This window comes from Steroidobacter sp. (genome assembly GCF_036402275.1).
Taxonomy (GTDB): domain Bacteria; phylum Pseudomonadota; class Gammaproteobacteria; order Steroidobacterales; family Steroidobacteraceae; genus Steroidobacter.
In genome coordinates, this window is the sequence record NZ_DASWTF010000036.1 from 660,940 (window position 1) to 686,619 (window position 25,680).

At 63.1% G+C, this 25,680-nt stretch carries 18 protein-coding genes and 1 tRNA gene; 4 read left to right on the forward strand and 15 right to left on the reverse strand.

The window, feature by feature from the left end:
* From VGD45_RS22505 to VGD45_RS22515, 3 genes are all read left to right on the forward strand, one after another.
* Positions 1-537, forward strand: a complete 537-nt coding sequence (locus VGD45_RS22505) for a sigma-70 family RNA polymerase sigma factor (protein WP_414717592.1) — start codon at positions 1-3, stop codon at positions 535-537.
* A complete protein-coding gene (locus tag VGD45_RS22510; RefSeq protein WP_331157600.1) occupies positions 534-1,523 on the forward strand; it encodes a FecR domain-containing protein in 990 nt (329 codons plus the stop codon). The genes VGD45_RS22505 and VGD45_RS22510 overlap by 4 nt, the downstream gene beginning before the upstream one ends.
* Positions 1,524-1,618: 95 nt before the next feature.
* A complete protein-coding gene (locus tag VGD45_RS22515) occupies positions 1,619-4,039 on the forward strand; it encodes a TonB-dependent receptor (RefSeq protein WP_331157601.1) in 2,421 nt (806 codons plus the stop codon).
* 9 nt (positions 4,040-4,048) lie between these two features.
* On the opposite strand, the gene VGD45_RS22520 is transcribed toward VGD45_RS22515, so the two are convergent.
* The 13 genes from VGD45_RS22520 to VGD45_RS22580 form a co-directional block, all read right to left on the reverse strand.
* Positions 4,049-5,467: an FAD-binding oxidoreductase gene (locus tag VGD45_RS22520; RefSeq protein WP_331157602.1), complete on the reverse strand. Its 1,419-nt coding sequence runs from the start codon at positions 5,465-5,467 to the stop codon at positions 4,049-4,051.
* A 43-nt stretch (positions 5,468-5,510) separates the two neighbouring features.
* Positions 5,511-6,569, reverse strand: coding sequence for a TIGR03557 family F420-dependent LLM class oxidoreductase (locus VGD45_RS22525; protein ID WP_331157603.1), 1,059 nt, complete (start codon positions 6,567-6,569; stop codon positions 5,511-5,513).
* Between the two features lie 92 nt (positions 6,570-6,661).
* Positions 6,662-6,853 carry a hypothetical protein gene (locus VGD45_RS22530; RefSeq protein WP_331157604.1) on the reverse strand — a complete coding sequence of 64 codons (192 nt, stop codon included), beginning with the start codon at positions 6,851-6,853 and terminating at the stop codon, positions 6,662-6,664.
* A gap of 34 nt (positions 6,854-6,887) precedes the next feature.
* Positions 6,888-8,792, reverse strand: coding sequence for a hypothetical protein (locus VGD45_RS22535; RefSeq protein ID WP_331157605.1), 1,905 nt, complete (start codon positions 8,790-8,792; stop codon positions 6,888-6,890).
* Positions 8,793-8,903: 111 nt separating this feature from the next.
* A complete protein-coding gene (locus VGD45_RS22540) occupies positions 8,904-9,950 on the reverse strand; it encodes an extracellular solute-binding protein (RefSeq protein WP_331157606.1) in 1,047 nt (348 codons plus the stop codon).
* Entirely contained in the window at positions 9,947-11,074 is a 1,128-nt protein-coding gene (locus tag VGD45_RS22545) for a dipeptidase (protein WP_331157607.1), read from the reverse strand. Before VGD45_RS22545 ends, VGD45_RS22540 begins: the two co-directional genes overlap by 4 nt.
* 4 nt (positions 11,075-11,078) lie before the next feature.
* Entirely contained in the window at positions 11,079-12,353 is a 1,275-nt protein-coding gene (locus tag VGD45_RS22550; RefSeq protein WP_331157608.1) for an amidohydrolase family protein, read from the reverse strand.
* Between the two features lie 72 nt (positions 12,354-12,425).
* Entirely contained in the window at positions 12,426-14,225 is a 1,800-nt protein-coding gene (locus tag VGD45_RS22555) for a DUF885 domain-containing protein (RefSeq protein WP_331157609.1), read from the reverse strand.
* Positions 14,226-14,243: 18 nt separating this feature from the next.
* Positions 14,244-17,552 carry a TonB-dependent receptor gene (locus tag VGD45_RS22560; protein ID WP_331157610.1) on the reverse strand — a complete coding sequence of 1,103 codons (3,309 nt, stop codon included), beginning with the start codon at positions 17,550-17,552 and terminating at the stop codon, positions 14,244-14,246.
* A 56-nt stretch (positions 17,553-17,608) separates the two neighbouring features.
* A complete protein-coding gene (locus VGD45_RS22565; RefSeq protein WP_331157611.1) occupies positions 17,609-18,574 on the reverse strand; it encodes a FecR family protein in 966 nt (321 codons plus the stop codon).
* Complete coding sequence (locus tag VGD45_RS22570) at positions 18,549-19,127, reverse strand: RNA polymerase sigma factor (RefSeq protein ID WP_331157612.1); 579 nt, start codon at positions 19,125-19,127, stop codon at positions 18,549-18,551. The genes VGD45_RS22565 and VGD45_RS22570 overlap by 26 nt, the downstream gene beginning before the upstream one ends.
* Before the next feature lie 9 nt (positions 19,128-19,136).
* Entirely contained in the window at positions 19,137-19,859 is a 723-nt protein-coding gene (locus VGD45_RS22575; RefSeq protein WP_331157613.1) for a hypothetical protein, read from the reverse strand.
* Between the two features lie 76 nt (positions 19,860-19,935).
* On the reverse strand, positions 19,936-21,609 hold the full coding sequence (locus VGD45_RS22580) for an alpha/beta hydrolase-fold protein (protein ID WP_331157614.1): 1,674 nt from the start codon (positions 21,607-21,609) through the stop codon (positions 19,936-19,938).
* Between the two features lie 135 nt (positions 21,610-21,744).
* Between VGD45_RS22580 and VGD45_RS22585 the strand changes: the two genes are divergently transcribed.
* Positions 21,745-24,930, forward strand: a complete 3,186-nt coding sequence (locus VGD45_RS22585; RefSeq protein WP_331157615.1) for an amidohydrolase family protein — start codon at positions 21,745-21,747, stop codon at positions 24,928-24,930.
* A 49-nt stretch (positions 24,931-24,979) separates the two neighbouring features.
* On the opposite strand, the gene VGD45_RS22590 is transcribed toward VGD45_RS22585, so the two are convergent.
* Positions 24,980-25,055, reverse strand: a tRNA-Ala gene (locus VGD45_RS22590).
* 55 nt (positions 25,056-25,110) lie between these two features.
* Complete coding sequence (locus VGD45_RS22595) at positions 25,111-25,665, reverse strand: phosphoglycerate mutase family protein (RefSeq protein WP_331157616.1); 555 nt, start codon at positions 25,663-25,665, stop codon at positions 25,111-25,113.
* Positions 25,666-25,680 lie beyond the last annotated feature (15 nt).

Sequence of the window (25,680 nt, forward strand, 5' to 3'; positions counted from 1 at the left end):
ATGGCGCCCCTGAATGGATCCTCAGTGTCGGCCACCGAGCTCGCCCCACAGCAACAACTCACCGCGCTGTACAGCGATCACCACGATTGGCTGCAGCGCTGGCTGCGTCGCCGGCTCGGCGATGCGGCCGATGCGCCCGATCTGGCGCAGGATGTGTTCATTCGTCTGCTGGCGCGGCGGCAGGCCGTCGCGACTCGCGAGCCGCGGGCCTATTTATCGACGATCGCACGCGGGCTGGTGATCGATCACTGGCGGCGACGCGAGTTGGAGCAGGCGTGGATCGCGACACTGGCGACGATGCCCGAACCGGAGGCTCCCTCGTCGGAGCATCGCGCATTGATCCTGGAAGCGCTGATCGAGATCGATCGGATGCTCGACGCCCTGCCTCCCCCGGTCCGCAAAGCTTTTCTGCTGGCTCAACTCGACGGCATGACTTGCCCGCGGATCGCACGCGAGCTCGGCGTCTCGTTGGCCACCGCCGAGCGCTACATCGCCAAGGCGCTGCGTGCCTGCTATGAGTTGCAGTTCGAATCGTGACCGACGCGAATCCAGATGCCGCCGTGCTGCCGTCGCAGGTGATCGACGCGGCCATCGACTGGTGCGTCAGGCTCGACTACAGCGATGCGACTCCGGATGTGCGGCTCGCATTCGAGTCCTGGCTCGCAGCCGATGCCCTGCACGCCCTCGCCTGGCAGCGTGTCCGTTCTTTGAATCATCCATTCAAGAAGGTGTCGCCGCGGCTGGTGCGCGCCACGCTTGATTCAGCGGCCGCGGAACGAACCAAACATCGCCGCAATGCTTTGAAGCTGCTGGCCACCGGCGGATTCCTGCTTGTCGGGAGCTCGTATCTATTGCGTGAGGTCACTCCATGGGAGCGATTGCTTGCCGATGCAAGCACGCGCGTTGGCGAGCGCCGCACCGTGCGGCTCGCAGATGAAACCTTGCTCGAGCTGAATACGGACAGTGCGGTGACGACTGACCTGACCGGCGCACGACGCCTCGTGCATCTGAGGCGCGGCGAGATGCTGATCCAGACAGGCGCTGACTCGCTGGCAGGCCATCGCCCGTTCTGGGTTCGCACTCCGTTCGGCACGATGCAGGCGCTGGGCACACGATTCAACGTGCGTTTGGAGGAGCAGAGTGCGCGCATCAGCGTGCAGGAAGGCGCGGTCGAGTTGCATCCAGCAGGCAGCACGGCTTCGACGATCGTCCGCGGGGGAGAAAGCTACCAGCTGCATCGTGACGCGGCGCTGCGCGCCGAATCCACTGGCATCCGTGCCGATGCATGGGTCGATGGCGTAATCGTCGCCAAGGACGCCCGCCTCGCCGACGTGCTCGCCGAATTGGCCCGCTATCGAGTCGGCGCGATCACCTGCGACCCGCAGGTCGCAGATCTGAGGCTCTCCGGAATCTTTCAGGTACGCGACACCGACAAAACATTGCAATTCCTCGTTGAGACGCACTCCCTGCGCATTAGCTATCGCAGCCGCTTCTGGGTCCGGGTCGCCGCTGCCGGACGCTGAGCGAAATATTTTTGCCAAAGGCTGAGGGGATTGGCCCGCTCGTCCGGCCTGACGAATGACACCCCGTCATTCATTCCTCAAGAGATCCCGGCGCCATGTCCGTGTCCTGCTCGATTTCATCCTTCCGGCTGACCTTCGCGATCAAACAAGCGCTGCACGCAGCGCTCGCGGCGACCCTGCTCGGCGGCCCGGCGGTCAGTTCGGCCCAAGCCGGGCAGAGCACGACGGACGAACAGAAACACGACTTCAACATTCCGGCCGGCGCGCTCGACGCCGCATTGGAACAATTCGCCCTGCGCGCCGGTGTAAATCTGAGCTATGAGCCGTCGCTCGTCCTAGCGCGTCAGTCCGGAGGACTGACCGGCGAGCATACCGTCGCGAGCGGGCTGGCTCGCTTGTTGATGGGCACAGGGGTCGAGGCGGTCGCGCAATCCGCCGGCGGCTACGTGCTGCGCGCTTCCGCCAACGCCGCGCAACCTCAACAAACGTTGCCTCGCGTGCGCGTGGTGGAAGCGGAAGATGCACCGGAAGTGACGAGCGCATACGCGGGCGGTCAGGTGGCTCGCGGCAGTCGTGTCGGCATGCTCGGCAACCGAGACTTGTTCACGACGCCGTTCAGCACCAAGTCCTATACCAGCGATCTGATCCGCAATCAGGGCGCACGCAACGTCAATGACATCGTCGCCAACGATCCTTCGATTCGCAACAGCCTGGCGCCCACCTCGCCCATCGATCAAAGCTCCATTCGCGGCTTCCTGGCCAACAGCGATTCGTATCTGTTCGACGGCCTGGAAGGCTTCGTCGCCTACAGCGGCGTCCGGATCAAACATTACGAGCGCTTCGAGATTCTCAAGGGTCCGGCCGCGGCGCTGGCCGGAGCGGCCGGTTATGGCACGGCCGTCGGCGGAATCTTCAATCTGGTGCCCAAGCGCGCTACCGACATCCCCGTGCGCTCGGCCATGCTGTATGTCTCCGACGACTCGTTGTTCGGTACGCACCTCGACCTCGGCCAGCGCTTCGGTAGCGATGGACAGTTTGGCGCCAGGCTCAATGTGACCGCCGAGGACGGCGAGCTTTACGATGGCGCCGAGCGGCAACAACTGTCGCCCCAACTCGCGCTCGACTATCGTGGCGAGCAATTGCGCGTCACATTCGACGCGGGCCACAACCGACAGAAATCGTCTCCGATCTTCAGCCACTGGCGGCTCGCGGCGGGGCAGCCTCTGCCCGCTCTGCCCGATGCACGCTTTCATCCCAAGCCCGCGTGGGAACTGCTGGATTTGAAGCAAAACTTCGCGCTGCTGAGCGCCGAGTGGGATTTGAATGAGCAACTCACCGCCTACGCCCGCCATGGCCGGCTCGAAGAGGATCCGCAGACGCGCATCTACATCGATCAAACGACCATCGATGGCGGCGGCCGAGTCAGATACACCAGCGCATCGAGTTATCTGTGGCAGCTGGAGAATCGAGTGACCGATGCGGGTCTGCGCGGCGATTTCCAGTTGGGCGGGACTCGGCACCAGATCACGCTACAAACCGTGCGGCAGCGACAAAGCACCTACGACGAGCGGCTGCTGACCGTGCAATTGCCCCAGCCGGTCGCCGGCAGCATCTACGAGCAGGCCGACATTCCCAATCCGTTCGTGAACCTCGATACGGCGACCGGGACGCGGCTGGCGAATTCGATTTTGTATCTCGACAGCGTCGCGCTTGCAGATACGATCACGCTGCTCGATGAGAGACTGTTTACGACGCTAGCCCTGCGGCATCAGACCATCGAGAAAGGTGCGTACGATCAGTCCGCCACCACACCAACGGTCGGTGCGTTATACAAAGTCGGCGGCGGTTGGTCGATCTACGCCAACTACGCCGAAGCGCTCTCGCAAGGCGCAATCGCGCCAGCCGGTACGACCAACGTGGGCCAGCAACTGCCGCCTTTTGAGTCCAAGCAACACGAACTGGGCGTGAAATGGGACGGCGGCAACTATGGAATCACTGCTGCCTACTTCGACATCCGCCGCGACACCGCGTTCATCGATTCATCCAATACATTTCGCGCGGCCGGACGCCAGCAGAACAAGGGCGTGGAGCTGGAAACATTCGGCGAGATCTTCACCGGTTTGCGGCTACTCGGCGGCGCGGCCTGGATCGATGCAACCATGACGCGCACTGCGGGCGGCACTTTCAACGGTCGGGACGCCATCGGCGTACCCGATCTCACCGTGAATCTTGGAGCGGAATACGATATCCCCACCCTGCCCGGCGTGACCGCGACGGCGCGTTACATCAGCACCGGCGATGCGTACATCGATCTGGCCAACACGCAGCGGGTGCCGTCGTGGGACCGGGTGGACATCGGCGCGCGTTACACGACCACGGTCAACGGCCGTGCGCTGTTATTCCGAGCCGGCGTCGAGAACCTGTTCGATGACGTGAACTGGACCATCGGCGGCCGCGACTTCATCTCGGTCTCCGCGCCGCGAACCTGGAATGCGTCGGTGTCGATGGACTTTTGAGTGGGAGGCTCAATCGAAGATCTTGCCCGGGTTCAGAATGTTGTTCGGATCCAGCGTGCGCTTCAGCGCCCGCATAACGTCCACGGCCGGCTTGCCATGCTCCGCTTCGAGAAACCGCTTCTTGTGCAGGCCGACGCCATGCTCGCCCGTGCAGGTGCCGCCCATGGCGATGGCGCGATGAACCAGTCGCTCGTTGAATGTCTCGGCCAGCGCCCATTCACACTGACTGGTGGGATCGATGACGAGCGAGACGTGGAAGTTGCCGTCTCCCACGTGTCCCAGCACCGTCGCCGTCAACCCGCTGCCCGACAGGTCCGCTCGGGTCTCGGCAATACATTGCGCGAGCTTGGATATCGGCACACACGCATCGGTCGAGAAAACCCGGCATCCCGGCCGCAGCTGCATGGTGGCGAAGTAAGCATTGTGACGCGCGCTCCAGAGTTTGGTGCGCTCCTCGGGCAACTGCGTCCAGCGGAAGTCCTCGCCGCCATTTTGTTTGGCGATCTCCTCGGCCGCGGTAGCTTGCTCGGCCACCGAAGTCTCGCTGCCGTGGAATTCCATCAACAGCATGGGTCGCTCCAGCAAGCTGAGCTTGCTATGGCGATTCACCGCCATCACCGTCATCTCATCCAGCAGCTCGCAACGCGCGATCGGCAGGCCGAATTGAATGATCTCGCTGGCGGTGCGAACGGCCGCATCCACATCGGGAAAATGCGCGACCGCCACGCTCGACGCTTCCGGCACCGGACGCAACTTCACCACTGCCTCTGTGACGATCGCGAGCGTCCCTTCGCTGCCGATCAACAAGTGCGTGAGGTCATAACCGGCAGACGATTTGCGAGCACGCGTCCCCGTCCGAATGATCTCTCCGGACGCCGTGACCGCGGTCAGCGATAAAACATTGTCTCGCATCGTTCCATAGCGAACCGCATTCGTGCCGCTGGCGCGCGTGGCCACCATGCCGCCGATCGTCGCATCGGCGCCAGGATCGACGGAAAAGAACACGCCCTCCTGTCGCAACCGTTCGTTCAGCTGCTTGCGCGTGACGCCTGCCTCCACGACGGCGATGCCTTCGGCGGCGTCGACTTCGAGGATGTTGTTCATGCGTGACAGGTCGAGGCAGATACCGCCTTGCACGGCCAAGAGATGCCCTTCGAGCGACGAGCCCGCGCCATAGGCAATGACCGGCACGCCATGTCGATTGGCCAAGGCGAGAACGAAGGCGACTTCGTCGGTCGTCAATGCATAGACGACGGCATCGGGCGGTGTGACATCGAAGGCGGATTCATCACGACCGTGATGCTCGCGCACGGCGGCCGATGTGACATAGCGTTCGGCAAAGCGCTCGCTCAATCCAGCAGCCACGGCCGGCGCCAATGGCCGCCGCAGGCCCGCCACCACCGCTCCGGCTGCACTCGTCGACGACATCTCATCCTCCGCAGGTCGAACCTCACGGAGGATCATACCCCGCCTATCTCTTCTTGGTCTTGCCCTTGGCCCGACCATTGTCGTTGCTGGCCTTGCTGGTCTTGCCCCGCGGCTTCTGCGCCAGTCCACGCAGCTCCGGGGCCAATGTCTGTTCGAAGAAGCGAATGAACCCTGCCTGGTCCGGCCCCACGCCCATGAGCACCAGATGATCGAACCCCGCGTCCAGCGCCTTTTTCACTTCCTGGACGTACGGCTCCGGATCGGGACCGTGCGGAATGCTGTCTTTCAGATCCTCGGGCTTGATGTATTTGGTCGCGCCCTCGAAGCCTTTCACGCCGGGCAGCTCCGCCAGCACTTCCCAGCCGAGCGCGCCGAAGCGGGAGTACTCATGGGCAAGTTCGAGCCCTTCTTTTTCGGTTCGCGCGTAAGCAAACGAAAGCTCGAGGTAGCGGGCGCCATCCCCGCCGCCAGCGCTCTGCCAATCCTTGACCAGGCTCTGTTCGGCTTCGACCGCCATGATGCCGACGCCGAGCTCGCCCGCCAGCGTCGCGGACTTCTTGCCACTGATGCCGACGACGATCGGCACGGGCTCGTCGGGAAGATCGTAAACGCGCGCGCTTTCGACTTCGTAGAACTCCCCGCTGTGAGAATACAGCCCGCCTTCCCACAAGCCGCGCATGATCTCCACCGCCTCGCGCAACATCTCGTGTCGATGATGCACCGGAGGCCATCCATAACCGACGACGTGTTCGTTGAGTCGCTCGCCCGCGCCGAGCGCGAGCGTGAATCTTCCTTCGCTCATCACGCCGATGGTCGCAGCGGCCTGCGCGATGATGGCCGGATGATAGCGAATGATGGGACAGGTCAATCCCGTGGCGATGCCGACACGCTCCGTGGTCTCGGCGATCGCGCCCAGCACGCTCCATGCAAACGGCGAGTGCCCGTGCGACTCCAGCCAGGGAAGATAATGATCGGACAGCCCGACGAAATCGAAACCCGCGTCCTCGGCCAGCCTGGCGTTACGGACCAGCTCCTTGGGTCCGGTGGTTTCCGACATCAGCTTGTAACCGAATTGCACCCCCGCACCGCCGGACTTCGCCATGACACCGCTCCTGTTGCTGGACCGGCCATAACGCTCCCCGTGCGCCAAATGATCCGAAAGGCGCTCTGCCCCTTAGCAAACTTCCTTCGTCTCTAGTGCGCCTTGCGCTTGCGATCGGCATCCTTGATGCGCTCGTGCGGCGAGCGCTGCGCCTCCGGTGGGCTGGCGGTGGCCTTCGACCGACGCTGCTGATGACGGACGTTGGCCGACAACACATCCTTCATCGTGCCCGGGGTCTTTTTGCCGGTCTTCGACGTGTGAGTCGTGGTTTTGTGAGTCGCCATGACGCGTCTCCTCGCTGCTCCACTGGTGCTGATCTTAAGCAGCCGAGGACGCCGCGGGTTCCGCCGAAATTACACTCAACACCTCGCGAGACACGCGCTCGTCGATCTCGGCCGCATGCTGCAGCTCGACCGGGTAGCGCACGATCGCGTCGACGCCTTCGGCCGAGAAACGCAGCTGAACCTGCGGCTGCGCATCGCCGGTGCCGTGAGCCGATGCGGTGCGCTGGATCTCCTGCGTCTGCCGGAGGATGTCGTCGCGATAGTCCTTGAGCACGCCGCTGACCGCTTCGATGAGCCGGGTCTTCAACGCCGCATGATCGGCGCCCGTCGGCAGCCGCGCTGTAATCTCGTGCCACGCCAGGTTGATGCCCGGGATCTGTTTGAACAGTCCACCGGACGCCTGAAAGATGATGGAATTGGCGAACGCCACGACGCGCCCGGTCGGGCTCATCGCGCCGCCCTGCCCGCTCAGCTCCATCAGATGCAGGCGGACCAGGCCGAGGTCGATGACCTCGCCGGTCACGCTACCGACCTGCACGCGATCGCCCACGCGAATGCCGTACTTGCCGATGAGGAAGAAATAACCCACCACCGACACCAGCACGCTCTGCATGGCCACGGCCAGACCGGCGGTGATCAGGCCCGCGAACGTGGCGAGCGAGCCCAACTCGGTCGCAAACGTCGCCGCTGCAATCGCGACGACCAGGGCCCACAGCACGATCTTCCTCAACAACAACAGACGCGAGCGCCGTCGCACATCCGTGACGTAACGAAACACCGCACGACGCCACACCTCGGCCGCGGTAAACACCAACGCCAGCAGCGCCCCAAAGAGCACCAGCCGCAAACCCAAAGCCCGCCACGCTTCGCGAGACTGTCTTTGGGTGGCCTCGCGCCAGTTCTCGAGGTTGTTGCGATATTGAGTCAGCAGCACTTCAGCCTTGCTGAGCGGCGTGACGATGGACGATGTTTGTTGGAACAACCACGCGATGGTGTCGTACTGATCACGCACTCGTTTCAGGCTGGCGCGATCTTCCGAATCCGCTTCAGCGGCCAACGCATCGCCGCGCGCCGCCAGCGCCTTCAGCTGTTCCAACGGCAGACTGCGAATCTGCGTGAACACTTCCTGCAACTCCGCCGTGCGCCGATCCACCGTTTCGATGGTTCGCGCTTTCGCCGATAGCCGCAGGACCGTCGCGGTCAGATCCCAGATACCGAACTGGCTGAGCGACGTGCTCACGGCCGATGTAACAGAGGTTGCATTGGCGGCGGGCCCGGCGGTCGTCGTGGTGGTCGTCGTGACAGGCGCGCCGCTTGCCGAGGGAATGGAAGCTGCGATCGCATCGATGTGCGCCTTGAGTGCATTCGCCCCCGCGTTCTCGTTGGCGTACTGGGTCATGTTCGCGAACAGATTGCGTCGCGCGTTGATCAAGTCCAGCTCGCCTTGCAGGACTGCGAGCTTGGCCTGCAGATCGCCTCGATCCTGCGCCGAGGCCGCGCCCATCTGTCGGCGGACGCCTTCGATCTCGGATTGCAGCTCGGTGCGCTGCTCGTCGAGCTTCTGCTTGATTTGCATGAGCGACTGCGACTCGGGCGAGCTCGCCTCCTGCTGCTCCTGCTGAGCGCCGGCTTCGCTGCTGATCAACTCCGCATTGGCCCGTGCGATCTCGAAGGCCAGGGCCATGACCTTATCGGCGGTCTGACGGTTGGCGTACAGGATCAGCAAGTCGCTGGGCTGGGTGGCGGCCTGTTGCTGGGTGCCGAGCGTGCGGTACCAATCGACGGTCTCGTCGAGGATCTGCACCACCTGCTCGCCGGTCATCACCGCCCGCGACGCGATCGGGTCGGCCTGCTTCGAACTGGCGGCTTCCTCGGCGCCCTGGGACGGCATCGCCACGGACCCCAGCAGCGCGGTGAACACAAGAAATCGAGCGAGCATGAATAGTCTCTTGCCATCCATAGAGCGGGACGCCGCGAGACTATAGAGGAGCGCCGGATCCGCCAAGAGGGAGGCGCCTTCGGGTCGCCGAACGCCGACATGATCGGCGTGTCATCTCTTCTGCAGCCAGGCCTCGAAACGTTCCGTGAGCTCGCTGGAATGCTCGACCCAGAACTGCGCATCCAGCTCCACGGCGTGCGCCAGGTTCCCGGCATTCGAGGGGGTATCGACCCGCAGCGCCGGCTCCAGGCTGGCGATGGCCTGTCGGTTGGACAGACCCGTCGGAATGAAATGCGCCAGCCGTGCCTCGTGCTCCGGCTGCTTCATATACTGGACCAGTCGCAACGCCTGCGACTTGCGCCGACTGCCCTTCATGATCACCCAGAAATCCACCGCGTAGATGTTGCCGTCCCACACGACTTTGAAGTGACGGCCCTCGTCGCGATTGGCGACCAGCAGCCGCCCCGGACTGGTGACCGAGGCGATCACCCGCCCCGAGGTGAGCAGGTCCGGCACCTGCGAGATCGACGTCCACCACACCGCGTGCGGTTTGATCTCGTCCAGCTTGCGGAACGCCCGATCCACTCCGGCCTCGGTGCGCAAGACTTTGTAAACATCGTCGGGCTCGACCCCGTCGGCCATCAACGCAAATTCCAGGGTGTATTTGGGCGTGCGGCGCAGGCCGCGTCGGCCGGGGAAGCGTTGCACGTCCCAGAACTCGGCCCAGTTGCGCGGGCCATTCGGCATGCGATCGGCGTCGTAGCCGAAGAGCTGCGACCACACCATCGCGCCGACTCCGCAGTCCTGCACCGACGGCTCGATGAATGCCTCGCGTCCACCGAGCGCGCGCCAGTCCATCGGCTCGAATAATCCCTCGGCGCAGCCGAGCAGCAATTCCTCCACTTCGACTTGCACGATATCCCAGTCGCCACTGCGGGCCTTCTCACGCAACACGTCGATACCGCCGTGCCAGGTGTCCTCCTGCAATGGGATACCGGTATGCACGACAAACGACGTCCAATACGCATCACGATGAGCACGCTGCGAGCTGCCGCCCCACCCCACCACGGTGAGCGGCTGCGAGGGTTCTTCTGCTTCGCATCCTGCCAGTAACAAACAAGCGGTCAGTGCGATGGCGCTCCGTTGCCAGCGTTTCAACCCCATACCTCTCGATAAACACGCGCGAAATTGCCGCCCAGCAGCTTGTCGATGCGGCGAGCGGGCCAGCCCCGGGCGCTCAGGTCCTGCGCCAGGCTCAGAAAACGCCGCGGATGGTTGTATTCAAGGATGAACTGATGCATGTCCGGCGATTCGCCGGGCGCGGCTATTCCCTGCGCCACGCGGTCCTCGTAGTCCTTTCGCATGTCCTCGCGATACCGCTCGTCGATGAGCGTGGCCGAGACATTTCCGTCCGTGCCCAGACCCACGTGGTCTTCACCGCACACATCCACTGCATGCTCGATGTGACGAATCAGGTCGGCTTGGGTGGCGTTTCCCCGCGGCACGAGAAAGGGCATGAAATAGATGCCGACGACGCCACCCTTATTTGCCAGCGCCTTCAGCTCGGTATCGAAAACATTCCTGGGATGATCGTGCAGGTAGCGACAGCCGGTGTGGCTGATGACCGGTGGCGCTTTGGCTTCGCGAATCGCTTCGGCGATGGTGGCGCGACCGCCATGACTCAAATCCATCACGACGCGCGTGCGGTTGAGCTCGGCCACCAGGTCGCGACCAAGATTGCTCAAGCCGCTGTCGGCGCGTTCCAGACAGCCGTCGCCGACCAGGTTGCGGGTGTTGTACGTCATCTGCATCACACGCAAGCCCAGTGAGCGGAGCATCGTTACGCGAGACAGATCGTTCTCCAGCAACGATGTGTCCTGCACGTTGTAAATCAGCCCGAGCCGGCGCGTGGCCTTCGCCGTGCCCAGATCGGCGGCCTTGCGCACTCGCATGAGCGCATCGGGCGCGGCGGCGACCATTTCATCCAGGGTGGCGATGCGGCGGATCGCCTTTGCAATCCGGTCGCCGGTGCTGCCGACACTCAGGGTGACACTGACCGCCGTGAGGCCGGATGCGCGCAGATCGTCGAGTAGCCGTGTCGAGGGTTCCGATTCCGTCGTTGCGGCGGGATCGGGATCGCTGATCGCGCCTAACGCGTCTATGACGACCACGCGCTCATAATCTTCAGCCGTGTACGTGCTGCGTCGGGACCCGGCCTGCGCGCTCATCGCGGCAGTCATGGCGGCGGTGCTCATCGCGATGAATCGGCGTCGGCTCCACATGTTTCTAGTCCTGAGCGTCGACGTACACGACGCCGGCTTTCATGACGAAGGTCACGTGCTCCAACTCGCTCACGGCTGCCAATGGATCGCCGTCGACTGCAACGATGTCGGCCAACTTGCCGGGCGCGAGCGAGCCGATCTCTTTCGACAATCCGAGGTGGTCCGCCGAACCCACGGTCGCAGCACGGATCGCTTCGAGCGGGGTGAGCCCGGCCTGCACGAGCAGTGAGAGCTCGCGAGCATTCGTACCGTGCTTGGCCACACTTGCGTCGGTGCCGAACGCGATCTTCACCCCGCCCGCGTGCGCGCGCCGGCCCATCTCCAGCATCTTGGGTCCGACCTCGAGAGCCTTTGCTTTGGCCGGCGCGCTCAGGAAACTTTCCGGATCGTTGGCCCACGCCGTGACGGTGGCTCCCGCAAGCAAGGTGGGCACGAGATAGGCGCCGCTCGCTTTGAACAACTTGATGGACGCGTCATCGAGAAACGTCCCGTGCTCGATGGAATCGACGCCCCCTCTCAACGCGGCGTTGACGCCGTCGGTACTATGAGCGTGCGCGGTGACACGCCGGCCCATGCGATGCGCTGTTTGAACGATGGCTTGCAGCTCTGCATCCGTGAACTGCAAGCCAACTCCCTGTGCGACGTCGGCGAGCACGGAGCCCGTCGCGACGATTTTGATGATGTCCGCGCCGCGTTGAATCTGATTGCGCACCACGCGGCTGCAGTCGTCTGCCCCGGAACAAAGATTGGACCGCCGGATCGTTGCAGCGACATCCGGGCGATAGCCATGCACGTCACCGTCGCCGCCATGAGGGCTGAGCACGTGGCCAGCCGCGACGATGCGCGGTCCCGGAACATCGCCGCGCTCGATGCCATTGCGTAGAGCGAAAATGGCGTCGTTCTCGTCGCCCAGATTGGCGACTGTCGTGAATCCGGCTCGCAATGTGATATTGGCGAAGCGTGCGCCTTGAATGGCCCAATCGGCCGCAGTCATGGTGACGCGGTTCATGCGGTCGTTCGGGCCGTTCTCGTGGCACAGATGCACGTGGCTATCGATCAGTCCTGGCAACACGAACTTATCGCGCAGGTTGATTTCACGTCCCGGCCCATCGACGTAGCCGCCGCGAACCTCCGCGATTCGGCCGTGGCGGACCACGATGGTTTGTTCGGCGAGTACCCGGCCGCTCGCCGGCTCGGCGAGGACGCGCCCGGCGTGAATGTAAATGTCGTTCGCTGAAGCCGCCGCCGACGCTAATAACGCCGCCGCGAAGAAAAACATTGCCTTGCTGCTTGCCCGGACAATCGCAGCTGCGGAGAAAAGCATATTGCTCATGCTGACGGTGTAGCGCCATTATTCACGGCCACGCTCCGCTTTGATCCACGCGTCGACGTTTTCTTCGAGCATCGGCAACGGCAGTGGCCCGCTGCCGAGCACGATGTCGTGGAAGCGTGTCAGCTGAAAGCGCTTGCCCAGCGCCCGCTGCGCGCGTTCGCGCAACTCGATGATCTTGAGCATGCCGACTGAATAAGACGTGGCCTGACCCGGCAGCACGATGTAACGATCGATCTCGCGTTGATTGTCATAGTGCGAGCCCGGCATGTTGGCGTCCAGATAAGCCACGGCCTGTTCCCTGCTCCAGCGCTGATCGTGCAGCCCGGTATCGACGACCAGCCGCGCGGCGCGCATCAACTCCATCGTGAGGCGTCCGAATTGTTGATAGGGATCTTGATACAACCCCATCTCCGCCGCCAGCCGCTCGGTGTACAGGCCCCAGCCTTCGCTGTACGAGGCCACGGAATTGAGCTTGCGAAACCGCGGCAGCCCGGCCAGCTCGTATGAGATCGCCACTTCCAGGTGATGACCAGGAATGGCTTCGTGATACAGCACCACGGGCAGCAGATAGCGCGGCTGCGCTTTCATGTCGTAGAGATTGATATAGAACACGCCGGGCCGAACGCCGTCTTCCGAAGGATTGTGGTAGTACGCTTTCGCCGATGACTTCTCGCGCCACGCCGGCACTGGCTTCACGACGACATCGGCCTTGGGCACGCGGCTGACCACATGGAGCTGTCGGCCCTTCACCACCTGCAACAGGGCATCGGCATCCTTCAAGTACTGCGCTCGGCCTTCCGCGCTGTCCGCATAGTAGTAACGCAGATCCTCGCGCATGTGAGTAAAGAACGCTTGCAGCGATCCGGTGAAGCCGACCTGCTTCATGATTGCCCGCATGTCATCGTGAATGCGGGCAACCTCCTTCAAGCCCAGCGCGTGAATCTCGGCTGGCGTAAGCGGCAAGGTCGTGTAGCTCTCGATGCAGAAGCGGTAATAGTCCGCCCCCTTGGGCAGCTTCCAGACGCCGTCCGCATCGGTCGCGCTCGTTTGCGCACGCCGCAGTTCGGCAATGAGCGCTCGATAACCCGGGCCGAATCCTTCGAGCAGTGCGGCCTCTGCTTGCTTCAGCAGCCCCTGCGCATCGGCGCCCGGGAACTTCGCTTGTGCGAGCTTGGCGCGAAAATCCGCCAACACCGGACCGTCGCTCGCCACATCCTCGAACGGCCGGCCCTTCAGCAAATTCTCCGCCTCGCTCAACGTGAGGTCGTAAACAAAACGCGGCGGCTGCACGCCCTTGCTGGCCTGCGTTTGCAACTGCGACACCAACTCCATCATCAAGGGCCGAACACCACGGAGTCGCGCGATATACGCCTCCGCGTCGGCGCGCTCGGCGATGGAATGTTCGTTCAGCAGCGTCGTCGCTACCCGCCGGTGTAGCCCGCCCATCTGAGTGATCAGGTAGCCCGAGTGCCGCCATTCGTAGGCCCGCAGCGCCTCCCGTGAATTGCGCTCGAACAGTCGATAGCTGAGCTGGGCGGTCGAATCGAGCTTCGCGAAATCGAAGCGACGCAACCCCTCCAGGTCACCGCGCACCAGTTCGACATCCTCGAGCTGCCGCCGCTCGCTGATGTCATCCCAGCGATCCTGCTGAGTCTTCAAGCCGAGGCGCGTCTGACGCAGCGGGCTGCGCATCAGCGAACGTTCGAACACTCGTTCGAAGAATGCATTCAGGCGCTGGGTCTCAGTGGGCGCGGCGGACGCCACGCCCGAGACCGCCAACGTCAGCCACATCGCCGCGACCGCGACTATTTTGTTCATTGTTTGCTCACCCAAGGATCAAAAGTGAGTGAACAACGTCAGGAAATAGCGCCGTCCGATCGGGTCGTAGCCCGAGAAGCCATTGGGCAAGGCATTGAGCGGCACTTCTTCGTCGAGCACGTTGACCGCGCCGAGCTGAGCACGCATGGCGTCGTTGATTTGATAGCCGAAGGTGACGTTATGCAGCGCATACGACGGGATCCGGCTCGCGGCCAGCAACTCCGGGTCGATGTCCACACCCACGTCCACCGCACTCTTCCACAACGTCTGCCAATCGACATCCAACCGCTTCCAGCGATAGCCGAGGTTGAACTGCACCGAATATTCCGGCACGCCGCGCAGCCCTGCCTGGTCGACGGGCTCGTCCCCCGCGAACACCGTCTCCTCGAAGCGTGCGGTATAGAACACCGTTGTCCCGACACTCAATGATCCCGGTCCCGCCTCGAACGCCGATTCCGTCGAAACGATCAGCCCTTCGAAATCGATGGTGGACAGGTTCACGTAGGTCTGCTCGAACCCATTGGCGAGATCGCCCACCTGCCGGGCGGGAAACGTGGGCGGTAACGCAGCGATGTCAGCTGCGGTATAGCGAGTGAAGCCGTCGCAGGCGGTATTTGGAAACGTGTTGCTGTCGTAGCAGTTCTGCACGCGGCGCTCGATGCCGATCACCTGGATGCCGCCTTCCAGCTTGATATCGGTCCAGTCGATGGCCATGCGAAAATTCGGCCAGGCGACCGGCTGGAACACGATGCCCACCGACCACGATTCGGCGATCTCGTTGTTCAAGTCCGGATTGCCGACCTGACTGCCCGAGGGCGAGATCAATCCCGTCGTGCTCCGGGTGTCGAATGCCGCTGGATTGGCGACACCCGCTGCACCCAGCGCCGCCGCGCAGTTCGCGGCGCGCGCCGATGGATTCGGACCGCTGGTGATCGCACGCGAATCGCAGGGGTCATCGAAACTTTCCGTCACCGGCGTGTTGGTGAACAGTTCGGTGATGGCTGGCGAACGGATCGCCTCGGTGTACACGCCACGAAACATCACGCCATCGCCCCAGCCCGGCAGGCGCGGAGCGATACGGCCACCCGTCGACCACGTGGTTGCGCCGCCGGTCAAGGAATGATCGACGTAACGAACCGCGCCTTCCAGGCTCGCGCTCTTGATGATGGGAACCTGCGAGCTGTCATCGATCATCGGGACTACCAACTCGGTGTAGACCTCGTTGGTGTCGAAGCCGCCCGAGATGGGAAACGACGCGCCAATCTCCCCCGGCGGCCCCAAGATGATATTGCCCGCCCGGAACGCCGAGTCCGGTGAGAACGAGCCCGTTTCCTCCCGATACTCGTAACCTAGATTGAAGGCGATCGGCGCGGCCACGCCGAACGGCAAATTGCCGCCAACGTTCGCCGTCGCGACACGTTGGGTGTTGACTGTGATGCCGGTCGCCGGATCGCTCACGAAATCCAGCGCGTCCTGGCTGAAGTTGTTCACGCCGAACAGGTTCAGCGGCGCGCAGTCGTTGCTGGGATCGCTGCAGACGATCTCCCCGGAAGGAGTCACGGTCACGTCGATCGCCTGCAGCAGCCGGTCCGGATTGATGTAAGTCAGCTCGGAGACGCCGCGGCTGCGGCCATAGTTGAATGACACGTCCCACGACAGTCGCTCACCCCAGGCGTCGAACGCGCCTTCGAATCCACCGACCATTCGATAAAGATCGACCGCCGTGCGGCCGCCGCGCCGATCGGTCAGATCGTTCAAGTTGCGATTCAGATCGAACGTCGCGTCCGCCCCGAGGTTCGCGATCAACGTGTCGCGCGCCTGCTGGCCCAGAAAGGGATTGTTCACCGAAAACGTCAGACGCGGTCCGCCGAGCAGACCGGGCGCGACGAACGAATACAACTCGCTCAGCTCGCGGCCGCGCGTATTCGCATACGACAACTCGAAGATGGCGCGAACGTGATCGTTGATATCGAAGTGCCCGATTGCATTGATGAGCGTGCGCTGCGTGGGCGACAACAGCGAGAAATGTTCGGCGGGATTCATGCCATCGCCGCCGCTGGCGAGCGTCGGTAGCAGGCCGCCAGAATCGTCGATCACGGTTCCGACGTTGAAAGGGATCAGCTCCCCGTTGGCGCCGAAGTGGAGCGGCCGGCCCTGCGAATCGTAGATGTAATTCGGGCGCGTGAAGAATGGCGGGAACACCAGACCGGGCAGGCCTCCGCCCAGCGCCGGCGCGAGCGTATTCGCGTGCGGCAGGCCGCCTTCGGTCAGAAATGGATAGCGCAGCGTGCCCACCACCTGCGCAGGAATGCCATCGTTCGGCCCGGTGTCGGCGGCGTTTGGCAGATGACTGTAGAACTCGGCAAAGCGGTCGGAATACAACAGGCCCTCGGTTTCGGTGTACTCGACGCCGACCGCGATGTTGCCGCGGTCCTGCATGAAGTTACCGCCCATCAGCGCGCGAAAGGTCTTGCTCTCGCCGCCGCCGTGCTCGGTGTCGCCATATTGAGCGGAGGCGTCGAAGCCTTCGTAATCTTTTTTCAGGATGATATTGACGGTGCCTGCGATGGCGTCCGAGCCGTACACGGGCGCGCCGCCGATCGACACCACTTCCACGCGATCCACGAGGCCCACCGGAATCGTATTCAAGTCGACCTGCGCGCCGGCCGCGCCGCCGATGGTCGGCGCTTTCGACGTTACGTACCGTCGCCCGTTCACCAGCACCAGCGTGCGCTGTGAGCCGAGGTTGAACAGATCGACGAACGTTTGACCGACCCCGTGCGTGTCCTGCGTGGTTCCCACCGTGTCGGCGCCCGAACTGCCAAACGTCGGCAACGCATTCAGCGCTTCCGCCACGTTGGTGTAGCCGCGACGCTCGATCTGCTGCGAGTTTGTGACCAGCCCCGTCTGCAAGGTATCGAAGCCGGCCCGTTTGATGCGGGAGCCGGTGACCACGACCTCCATCAACTGTCCCGCGTTGAAACGTTCATCCGGCGGCGTGCCCGGCATGTCGCGAGGGTTGGCGCGACGGATGGTGACGGTGTTTTCGCTGCTGGCGACGACTTCGAGCCCGGTCCCCTGCACCATCAGCTGCATGGCTTCGATGGGCGTGTAGTCGCCGTGCACCGGGTTGGTCTTGATGCCTTGCAGATGTTCCTCGGCGGCGAACACTTGCAACCCTGAAGCGCGCGCCCAAGTCTGAATAGCCGCCGACGCGGGCTGCGCCGGAATGTCGAATGCAACTTTCTGCTGCGCCAGTGCAGTAGAAACGGCGAGCGCCAATGTGAGCAGCCCGCCGGCGAGTTGTTTTGATCCCCTTCTGCGCATGTGTTTCTCCCACGCGTTGTTCTTGGGAGATACGATGGGCCGCGCCGCAAATTCCGCTACTGAGTCAGCCGCAAAGTTTGATCTTGTTCGACGACTCGCATCTCGAAGGCCGCGGCGGCGGCATGCGCGAAGCCGCGCGCATCGCCGATCTTGAACGTGCCGACGAATGCTTTCTGCGCAAGCTCGGGATCGTCCACGACCACACGCAACGCGGAGTAACGATTCACCTCTTCGATGGCGGCGGCGAGCCGTTCGCCGTCGAAAATCAAGCGGCCTTCCTGCCAGGCGAGGCGGCGTTCGATGGCCGCATCGCTGAGCGGCGCCACTTCGATGGGCCGCTCGGCTCGAGCGATGACTTCTTCGTTGTGAGCAACGCGGCGAATGGCGGTCTTGCCGGGATCGTCGGTGCGCAGAATGTCCACGATGCCTTCAGTGACCGTGACTTCGACGCCTCCGGGCTTCATGCGAACGTTGAACGCCGTGCCCACGGCTCGCACCGACACATCCCCGGCCTGAACGATGAACGGCCGCTGCTCGTCGTGCGCGACCTGGAACGTGGCTTCACCGCTGCGAAGTACGATGCGACGTTCGTCGTCATCGTACTTAACTTGCAGGACGGACTGAGTATTGAGCGCCAGCGCCGAGCCGTCATCGAGCATCAAGCGGCGCGTCTCGCCGCGATCCGTGCTTTCACGACCGGCGAGATATCGATTCGACACGCCGACACTCGCAAGCGTCAGGGCCAGAGCGCAAGCCGCGATGGCGGCAGCACGCCGCAATGAGGCGGCGGACCAACGGGGCCGCGGCGCGCTCAGCAACTCGCCTGAACCCAGCGCGGCAACACGATCCATATCGCACCAGATCGCCTGCGCGCGAATGAAGGCGCCACGATGGCGCGAATCTGCCGCCAGCCACGCATCGAGATCGCGCTGCTCGGCCTCGCCGAGCTCGCCACGATCCATTCGCATCACCCAGCGGGCGGCAATGCCGTCGATGTCATCTTTGCCGATGACGGTATTCATGAGCTTTCACTTTGGACTGGACGACCGCGGCGTCGGCCGCTCGTATTTCATTCATGAGCAGGCGCAGCGCCTTCACCAGGTGCTTCTCCACCGTGCTCTCCGATAGTTGCATGCGCTGCGCGATTTCCTTCTGCGACAGCTCCGCGAATTTGCGCAGCTCGAAGGCTTCGCGGCACTTGGGCGGCAGCTTGGACAATATCTGCTGAATGCGCTCGATTTCTTCGCGGCCGCTGATGCGACGCTCGAGCCCGACGTCCTCGTCGGCGATGTTGAGCGACTCGATATCGGCGATGGCTTCGATGGAGACGACGCGCAGCCGACGTAGCAATTCGCCAACGACGTGGCGGGCGGTCACGAAGAAATAGGCGCGCGGATTCACGATGCGCTCGGGGCCGGTCGCCCACAGCCGGGCGTAGGCTTCCTGCACGATCTCGTCGACGTGACAGTCGGGCAGGCCGCGCACCCGTCGCGCCAGCCAGCGCCGCACGTCCGCTTCGTGCGGCAGCACTTCGCGCGCGAACCAGCGAACATGTTCACCGCGTTCCATTGGCATGGGCCAATGTTACTTTTCCGGAATCCTGCGCACCACTTTGCCCGTTTCATCGAGGAATTCCACGCTGGGTTCGCCCGCCCCGTCCACCTTCAGCACCAGGCGCGGCCGGCCTTGCTTGTCGGCGAGGCGCACGACGGAATCGTCCAGCACCTTGCCCGCGAACAGGCGCTCGCCCTGCGGTCCCCAGGTCTTGGCCAGCTCCATCATCTCGCCGCGAATCTTCTCGCGCTCGGCATCGGTGCCGGCCTTGGCGGCCCGGTCGCTCAGCTCGATGGCCGGCAACATATTGGCGTTCGGCCGATCCCAGACCCTGAAACCCGCGGCGCGCTTGCCGTTCTGGTCGCTATACATGACGCCGACGGTCTGATCCTGCTGGTACTGATCGAAGGTCAGACTGGCGCCGGCGCTGTATTGGTCGCCTTTCTTGTCGGCATCGAAAGTCATGCCGCCGACTTCGTCGCCCTGCTGGTTGAAGAACAGGAAGCCGCCGGTGTCGCGGCTGTGGTGTCTGTATTCCTTGCCGCCCCAGTACAGGCCGGGAAACAGCTTGCGATTGGAAATGACGACCCGGGGCTTGCCATCCGGCTCCACCACGTTGATCCGCTGTACGTTGATCTGCTCGAACGTCGCCATCTTCGCGTCCGAGTGGGCCTGGCTGATGGCCACGAAAGCTAGCGCCACCGTGATGAGCGCGAGCCAGCCGAACACCAGATGATTTCGAATCGTCGTCATACGGTCGCCCCTCCCCGAATCCTCGATCCCCGTTGGCTACGATGAATAGCCGCGCGAAATCCGCTATCCGATCCAGCTAATAGTTCCAACTCGCCACATCCGCCCCGGCCGGCGCGTTCGTTTTTACGTGGGCGGCCATCTCGCGGATCATGTCGGCGAAGTCGGTCAGGTGCCAGCTGTGGCCCTGCCTGGGCCGGCCATACTCGAAACGGCCCGGATAGTGCGGGTTTTGGGTGGCCTGGAGCATGGCCTGGAAGTCGTACACCGCGAGGTTCAGATAAAAGTTATCCATCTCGCCGCTGAAGAAGTTCAACTTGCCGACCAGTTTCGGGCCGAGCGTCGCCCAGTTGCGTCGGGTGTACTCGGTCAGGTCATAACCGTGTTCGCGGTAATAGTTGGCCACGTCCTTGTCGATGGCGCCGGTCTTTTTGTCGAAGAGCATGACTGGATAGCCGTCCGGACCCACCGGCCCGTGCACGCTTTGCCAGCCATCGAACTGAAAACCCGAGCGCCCTTTGCTGCCCAACGCCGCCTCGAGCCGCGCCACCTCCCGGAACGTATGCGTGACCTGGCCTTCCACCGTCCGCCGCATCGGACGCTCCGCTGTCGTGAACGATGAGTTCGCTACCGCAAAGGCGTTGTCGTCTTTGTAAATATTCAACAGCTGGTAGTGCGTGAAGTCGATTGGATCGGGATTGAAGATCCACGCCCCGCCGAAGAAGTCTGGATATTTCAATTGCAGCGCCAGGCTCTCCCAGCCGCCGGTCGAGGCCCCTTCGACGATGCGCGCGTAGCTCGCCAGGATCAGCCGGAATTTCTTTTCGAGATACGGGATCAACTCCTCGATGAGCGCCCTGCCGTACGGACCGTTGTTGGCCGAGTCCACCGAGTAGGCTTCCAGGAAATACGGGCTGGACTGCTCCATGACGATGACCACGAAGCGCGGAAAGCCATCGCTCGTCCAGCTTTGATAGAACTCGTAACCGGTCTGCACATTGTGGGCGCGCAGTCCGAGATCGCCTTCATGGCTGGCCGGATCCGGATTGAAATAGAACGGCCGCGTGCGTTCCTGGCTCTGCGCGTACAGCGTCGGATACCTGGTTTTCGGATGTTTGTCGTAATCGCGAGGCACCAGCGCCGTCGCGCCGAGATACACCGGCGTTCCCCAAAACTCGCTGAGGATCTTGCTCTTGATGCGCACGTGGCGCAGCCATTCGGTGTCCTTGGGCTCTTCCACCGGCGCAATCGCATCCGTCAATTCGAAACGCGCCGTGCTGGTCTGCTTGGGATCCAGTTGCAGCTTCTGGACCTTGCTGAACAAATTGCCCGGCAACAGGTGGAACGGCAAACGGCGATGCTGGGTCGGCACCCAGATCGTGTGACCATCGGCGCGGCGCGCCTGACCGTAGCGAATCAACGTCGCCTGCACGAAATATTCCCCGGCCGGCAGATCGTTCAAACTCGGCAGCGGGAAAGTCTCCGCCTTCACATTCACGGTTGCTGTCTGCCCTGGCGCCAACTGCTCCAGATCGACACCCGCGATCATCGGGCCCGTCAGTCCGATGGCCAGCCGCGGCTCCGGCGTCTCGCGCTTGGAGATGGCGATCAGCAGCCGCCCCGTCACGGGCTCGGACGAGACACTCCGCGGTATCGAGACATCGAAGCGCAAACCTTCCGCATCCGCGCGAGAGCCCGGCAGCAGCACCACGGTCAGCACGAGCAATGCCAGCCAGGGCATGCGATGACTCATGAATCTCCCCTTGGTTGATGTTCGTCCGATGGAACGATGCGCGAGACACGAGATTCCTCCATCTGCCGTGGGGGAAATCGCCGCGTCATGCATCGTGCATCGATGAGCCCATAACAAGATGCGGGGATCCGACCGATGCCACGTGGCTGCAGCGCTCTGCTGATGATGTTCATGTTCGCGGTGACGCACGCCGCCGCACCCAAACCCGCGCACTACGATGTGCACGCCGAATTCAACGCAGCGAATGGCGAGTTCAAAGCCGATGTCACGGTCACACTGCCGCCGGAGGAGCTGAAAGATCCGGCGTTCCTGTTCGGCGGCCAGGTGACCATCGACGATGTCGACGTGGGCGCCGGCGGTACCCGCCGAGTCGATCCGGTCGAAAAGCCGCTGCCCGGCTTGAAACTAGTGACACTGCAGTTCGAGACACCGCCGACTCGAACCGTCAAAGTGCGCTTCCGCTATCACGGCTCGGTCAACGCAGAGCGCGAAGAACCGGCGTTCACGCCGAGCGGCGTCGAGTTGCGCCTGGAGCATTTCTGGTTGCCGGTGCGACGTGACCTCGGTTTGTTCTATACCGTGCGCGCCAGGCTCGAAGGCATGCCCGAAGGCGTGACAGTCGTCGCGCAGAACAAATATCGCCAGCGCGGCACGACACTGACGGTTGATCGCACCACACCTGACAACGATCTACCCATCGCAGGCGTGCGAGGCATGATCAAGCAGACCACTGACGACATGGAGTTCTACAGCGCCGCCCCGGAAGATCCGCTAGTCGCTCACATGTATAAGCACGCGCGAGGCGCGGCGGAGTTCTTCCACCGCAAATTCGGGCCATTGCCGGAGCCCTTGCGGTTCGTCGTGATACCGCGCTCGACAGGCAGCGCGTACGCGCGTCGGCATTGGATCGCAGTCTCCTCCTTTCCCATCGGCGCGCCGACACCGCAATTCGACCCGCTCACCGTGGCACGAACCATCTCGCACGAGATTTATCACGCCTGGCTGCCGAGCCCCGAGGGTGGCGGCGAGAATCATTGGATCGCGGAATCCACCGCTGAATACTCGGCGCTGCGTTATCTCGAGGTGGCGTTCGGCGAGCAGGACATGCGCAACTTCCTGGCGCGGAAGATCCGCCCGGCGCTCGAAGGCGGTTCGATGCTCACCCCTGATCGCCCCAGCCGCGCGGCGCTGTATCAGAAAGGTCCATTGCTGCTATTCAAGCTCGAAGATCACATCGGGCGCGAGACCCTCGATGGGATTCTGTATCGACCGGATCGACCTCGCAGCACCACGGCCTTCATGAACCTGCTGCAAGCCGCCGCTGGCGACTCAGTGGCCGGCGAATTCCGCCAGCAGTTGATTCAAACCGGATTGCCGGCGGAGTTGGTCACGCCCGCCCGCTATTCAGTCGTGATGTCCGGCGTCATCAAGGGCGAGCTGACCGTCATGCCCGCCACCGGCAGGGAACGGCGCACGAAATTGCAGTTCGACGATCGTGGCCGCGGCCCTGAGATGGAGATCGTCAGCCGTCATGATGAGCGCGGCATGCTGCTCGGCTATCGACTGCAGGGACTCAACTACGCCAAGCGCCCGATCCAGGAAACATTCGCGGTCGCCGACGGCAAGGCGCACTGGACCAGCAACGCCGACAGCGGCGAAGCGGAAGCCAACGCTTATTACCTGCCGAACGAGGCCAACGCCGAGGACATGGCGGCGCTGGCTCGCGCCTTGATCCAGGCAAAAGGCGCGCTCGCCCTGCTGCCCGCCGGCAAAGCGAATATCGAGAAAAAACAGCAGCTGACGGTCACCGGCGCAACCGGGGCGATGAACGTTACTTTGTACTTGCTCTCCGGCATCCAGCTGCAACCGCAGCCACTGTGGCTAGATGCCGACTACGAGCTGTTCGCGACCGCATCGACTTGGCAAAGCCTGGTTCGCGCCGGCTTCGAGAACACCTTGCCCGAGTTGATCGCCGCGCAGGATGAAACGCTATCGGCGTCGCGCATCGCCCGCGGAAAAGAGTTGCGAAGACAGCCGCAACGCCCGGTGCTCATCCGCAATGCACGGATATTCGATGCCGAACAGCGCACGATGAAAAACGGCATGTCGGTGCTCGTCAAGGGAGATCGGATCGTGTCTGTGGCACCGACCGCCGATCCGATCGCTCCGAGCGATGTAGAGATCATCGATGCCAGCGGCCAAACGTTACTGCCCGGTCTGTGCGAGATGCACGCGCATGTGCTCGCTGAAAGCGAAGGCGTGTTGAGCTTGATGGCCGGCGTCACCAGCGATCGCGATCTTGGCAACAACCCCGACGCCTTGCAGCGCTTGTCACAACTGTTCGACGACGGCGCCCTCCCCGGCCCCTGGATCACCAAGGCGGGATTGATCGACGGCCGGGGACCGATGGCCGCACCGATCGGCGCGCTGGTCGGCACGCCGGAGGAAATGCGCGATGCCGTGAATGCCATCGCGGACCGCGGCTATCCCCAAGTGAAGTTCTACAGCTCTTTGTCACGCGAGTTGCTGGAGGTGGGCATCGCCACCGCGCGTCAACGAAATCTTCGAATCAGTGGACATGTGCCCGCGGGCATGACCATGCGCGAAGCGATCCTGGCGGGCTATCAGGAAGTCAATCACGCCAACTTCTGGTTCCTGAACTTCATGCCGCCCGACGTGGTGAAAGTCACCAACACGCCGGTGCGTTTTTCGGCGGTGCTGGAGCATGGCCACGAGCTCGATCTGAAATCAGCGAAGGTGCGCGAGTTGATCGCGTTGATGAAACAGCGAGGCGTCGTGGTCGATCCGACGCTGGTGACGTTCGAGAACATGTTCACCGGCTACAAAGGCGAGATGGCGCGATGGATGATCCCGTGGGCGGATCGTTTGCCGGCCGCCGTCGTGCGCGGCGGACGATCGGGCGGTCGCGCTTCCACACCGGAGGAACGGGCGGCGTACACGAAGTCGTTCACTCGGATGAAGCAGATGCTGAAGATGCTGCACGATGCGGGCATCCCCATCGTGGCCGGGACTGACGGCACTGCGCTGCTCTACGCGCGCGAGCTGGAGTTATATGTCGAGGCCGGCATCCCCGCCGCTGACGTTCTTTACATCGCCACGCTCGGCGCCGCTCGGGTCATGGGACAAGATCGGGAGGTTGGCTCCATCGCCGCAGGCAAGCGCGCCGACCTGATCCTCGTCGATGGCGATCCGCTCGCGAACCTCGGCGCCCTTCGACGCACGAAGCTGGTCATCAAAGGAGGCGCACTCTACGAGGGCGATGCGCTGGCCCGCGCAGCGGGCCTCGGCCCCAGCTCGTGAAGCTGTAAGCCGTTGTCCTACTTAGGATTTAGAGCGAGTGGGGAGAAGTTGGTGGACCCGAGGAGGATCGAACTCCTGACCTCCTCATTGCGAACGAGGCGCTCTCCCAGCTGAGCTACGGGCCCACCGAAGGGCGCGAATTGTAGCACCGGTCTTGCCGCTGGCAAGGGCAGCGTCGGCTCAATAGCGCAGTCTCACCACTTTGGTCTTGGAGACCTGCGGCACGAACACCATGAACATCGTGTCGTACTCGTCTTCGCCCAAGGTCACCGTCTCGCCGCTCAGCGCCTTCACCAGCTGCGGGATGCTGCTCGGATTGCCCGCGACCAGCACATACTCACCCTTGTGCTCGCGGGTGATGCGGCGGGCGAGTTCCGACCAAGTGGCCGACGGTACGACGTTCACTGGCAGTGCCAGAGTCTCGGACAAGGGCGTTACCGTCTGGTGAGCACGGCGAAATTCAGAGGCAAAAATAGCGTCCAGCCCACGCACCGGGCGGGCCTTGGAAAGCATGGTTGCAAGCCGCGCCGCACGCTCTCGGCCCTGCACACTCAGCGGCGGGTCCGCATCGTTGCCCGCTTCCACTTCGGCATGACGCACAACGAACACGACGGTGGTCGCACGGGCGTCGAACAACCAGGCCGCGGCCGCCACCAAAGCGATGAACAACAGTACCGGGAGCACCAGCGGAAAAAAGAACGGCCGCCGGCGCATCTTGTCGAGATCTCGTTGCATGGCCCGGATTGTAGC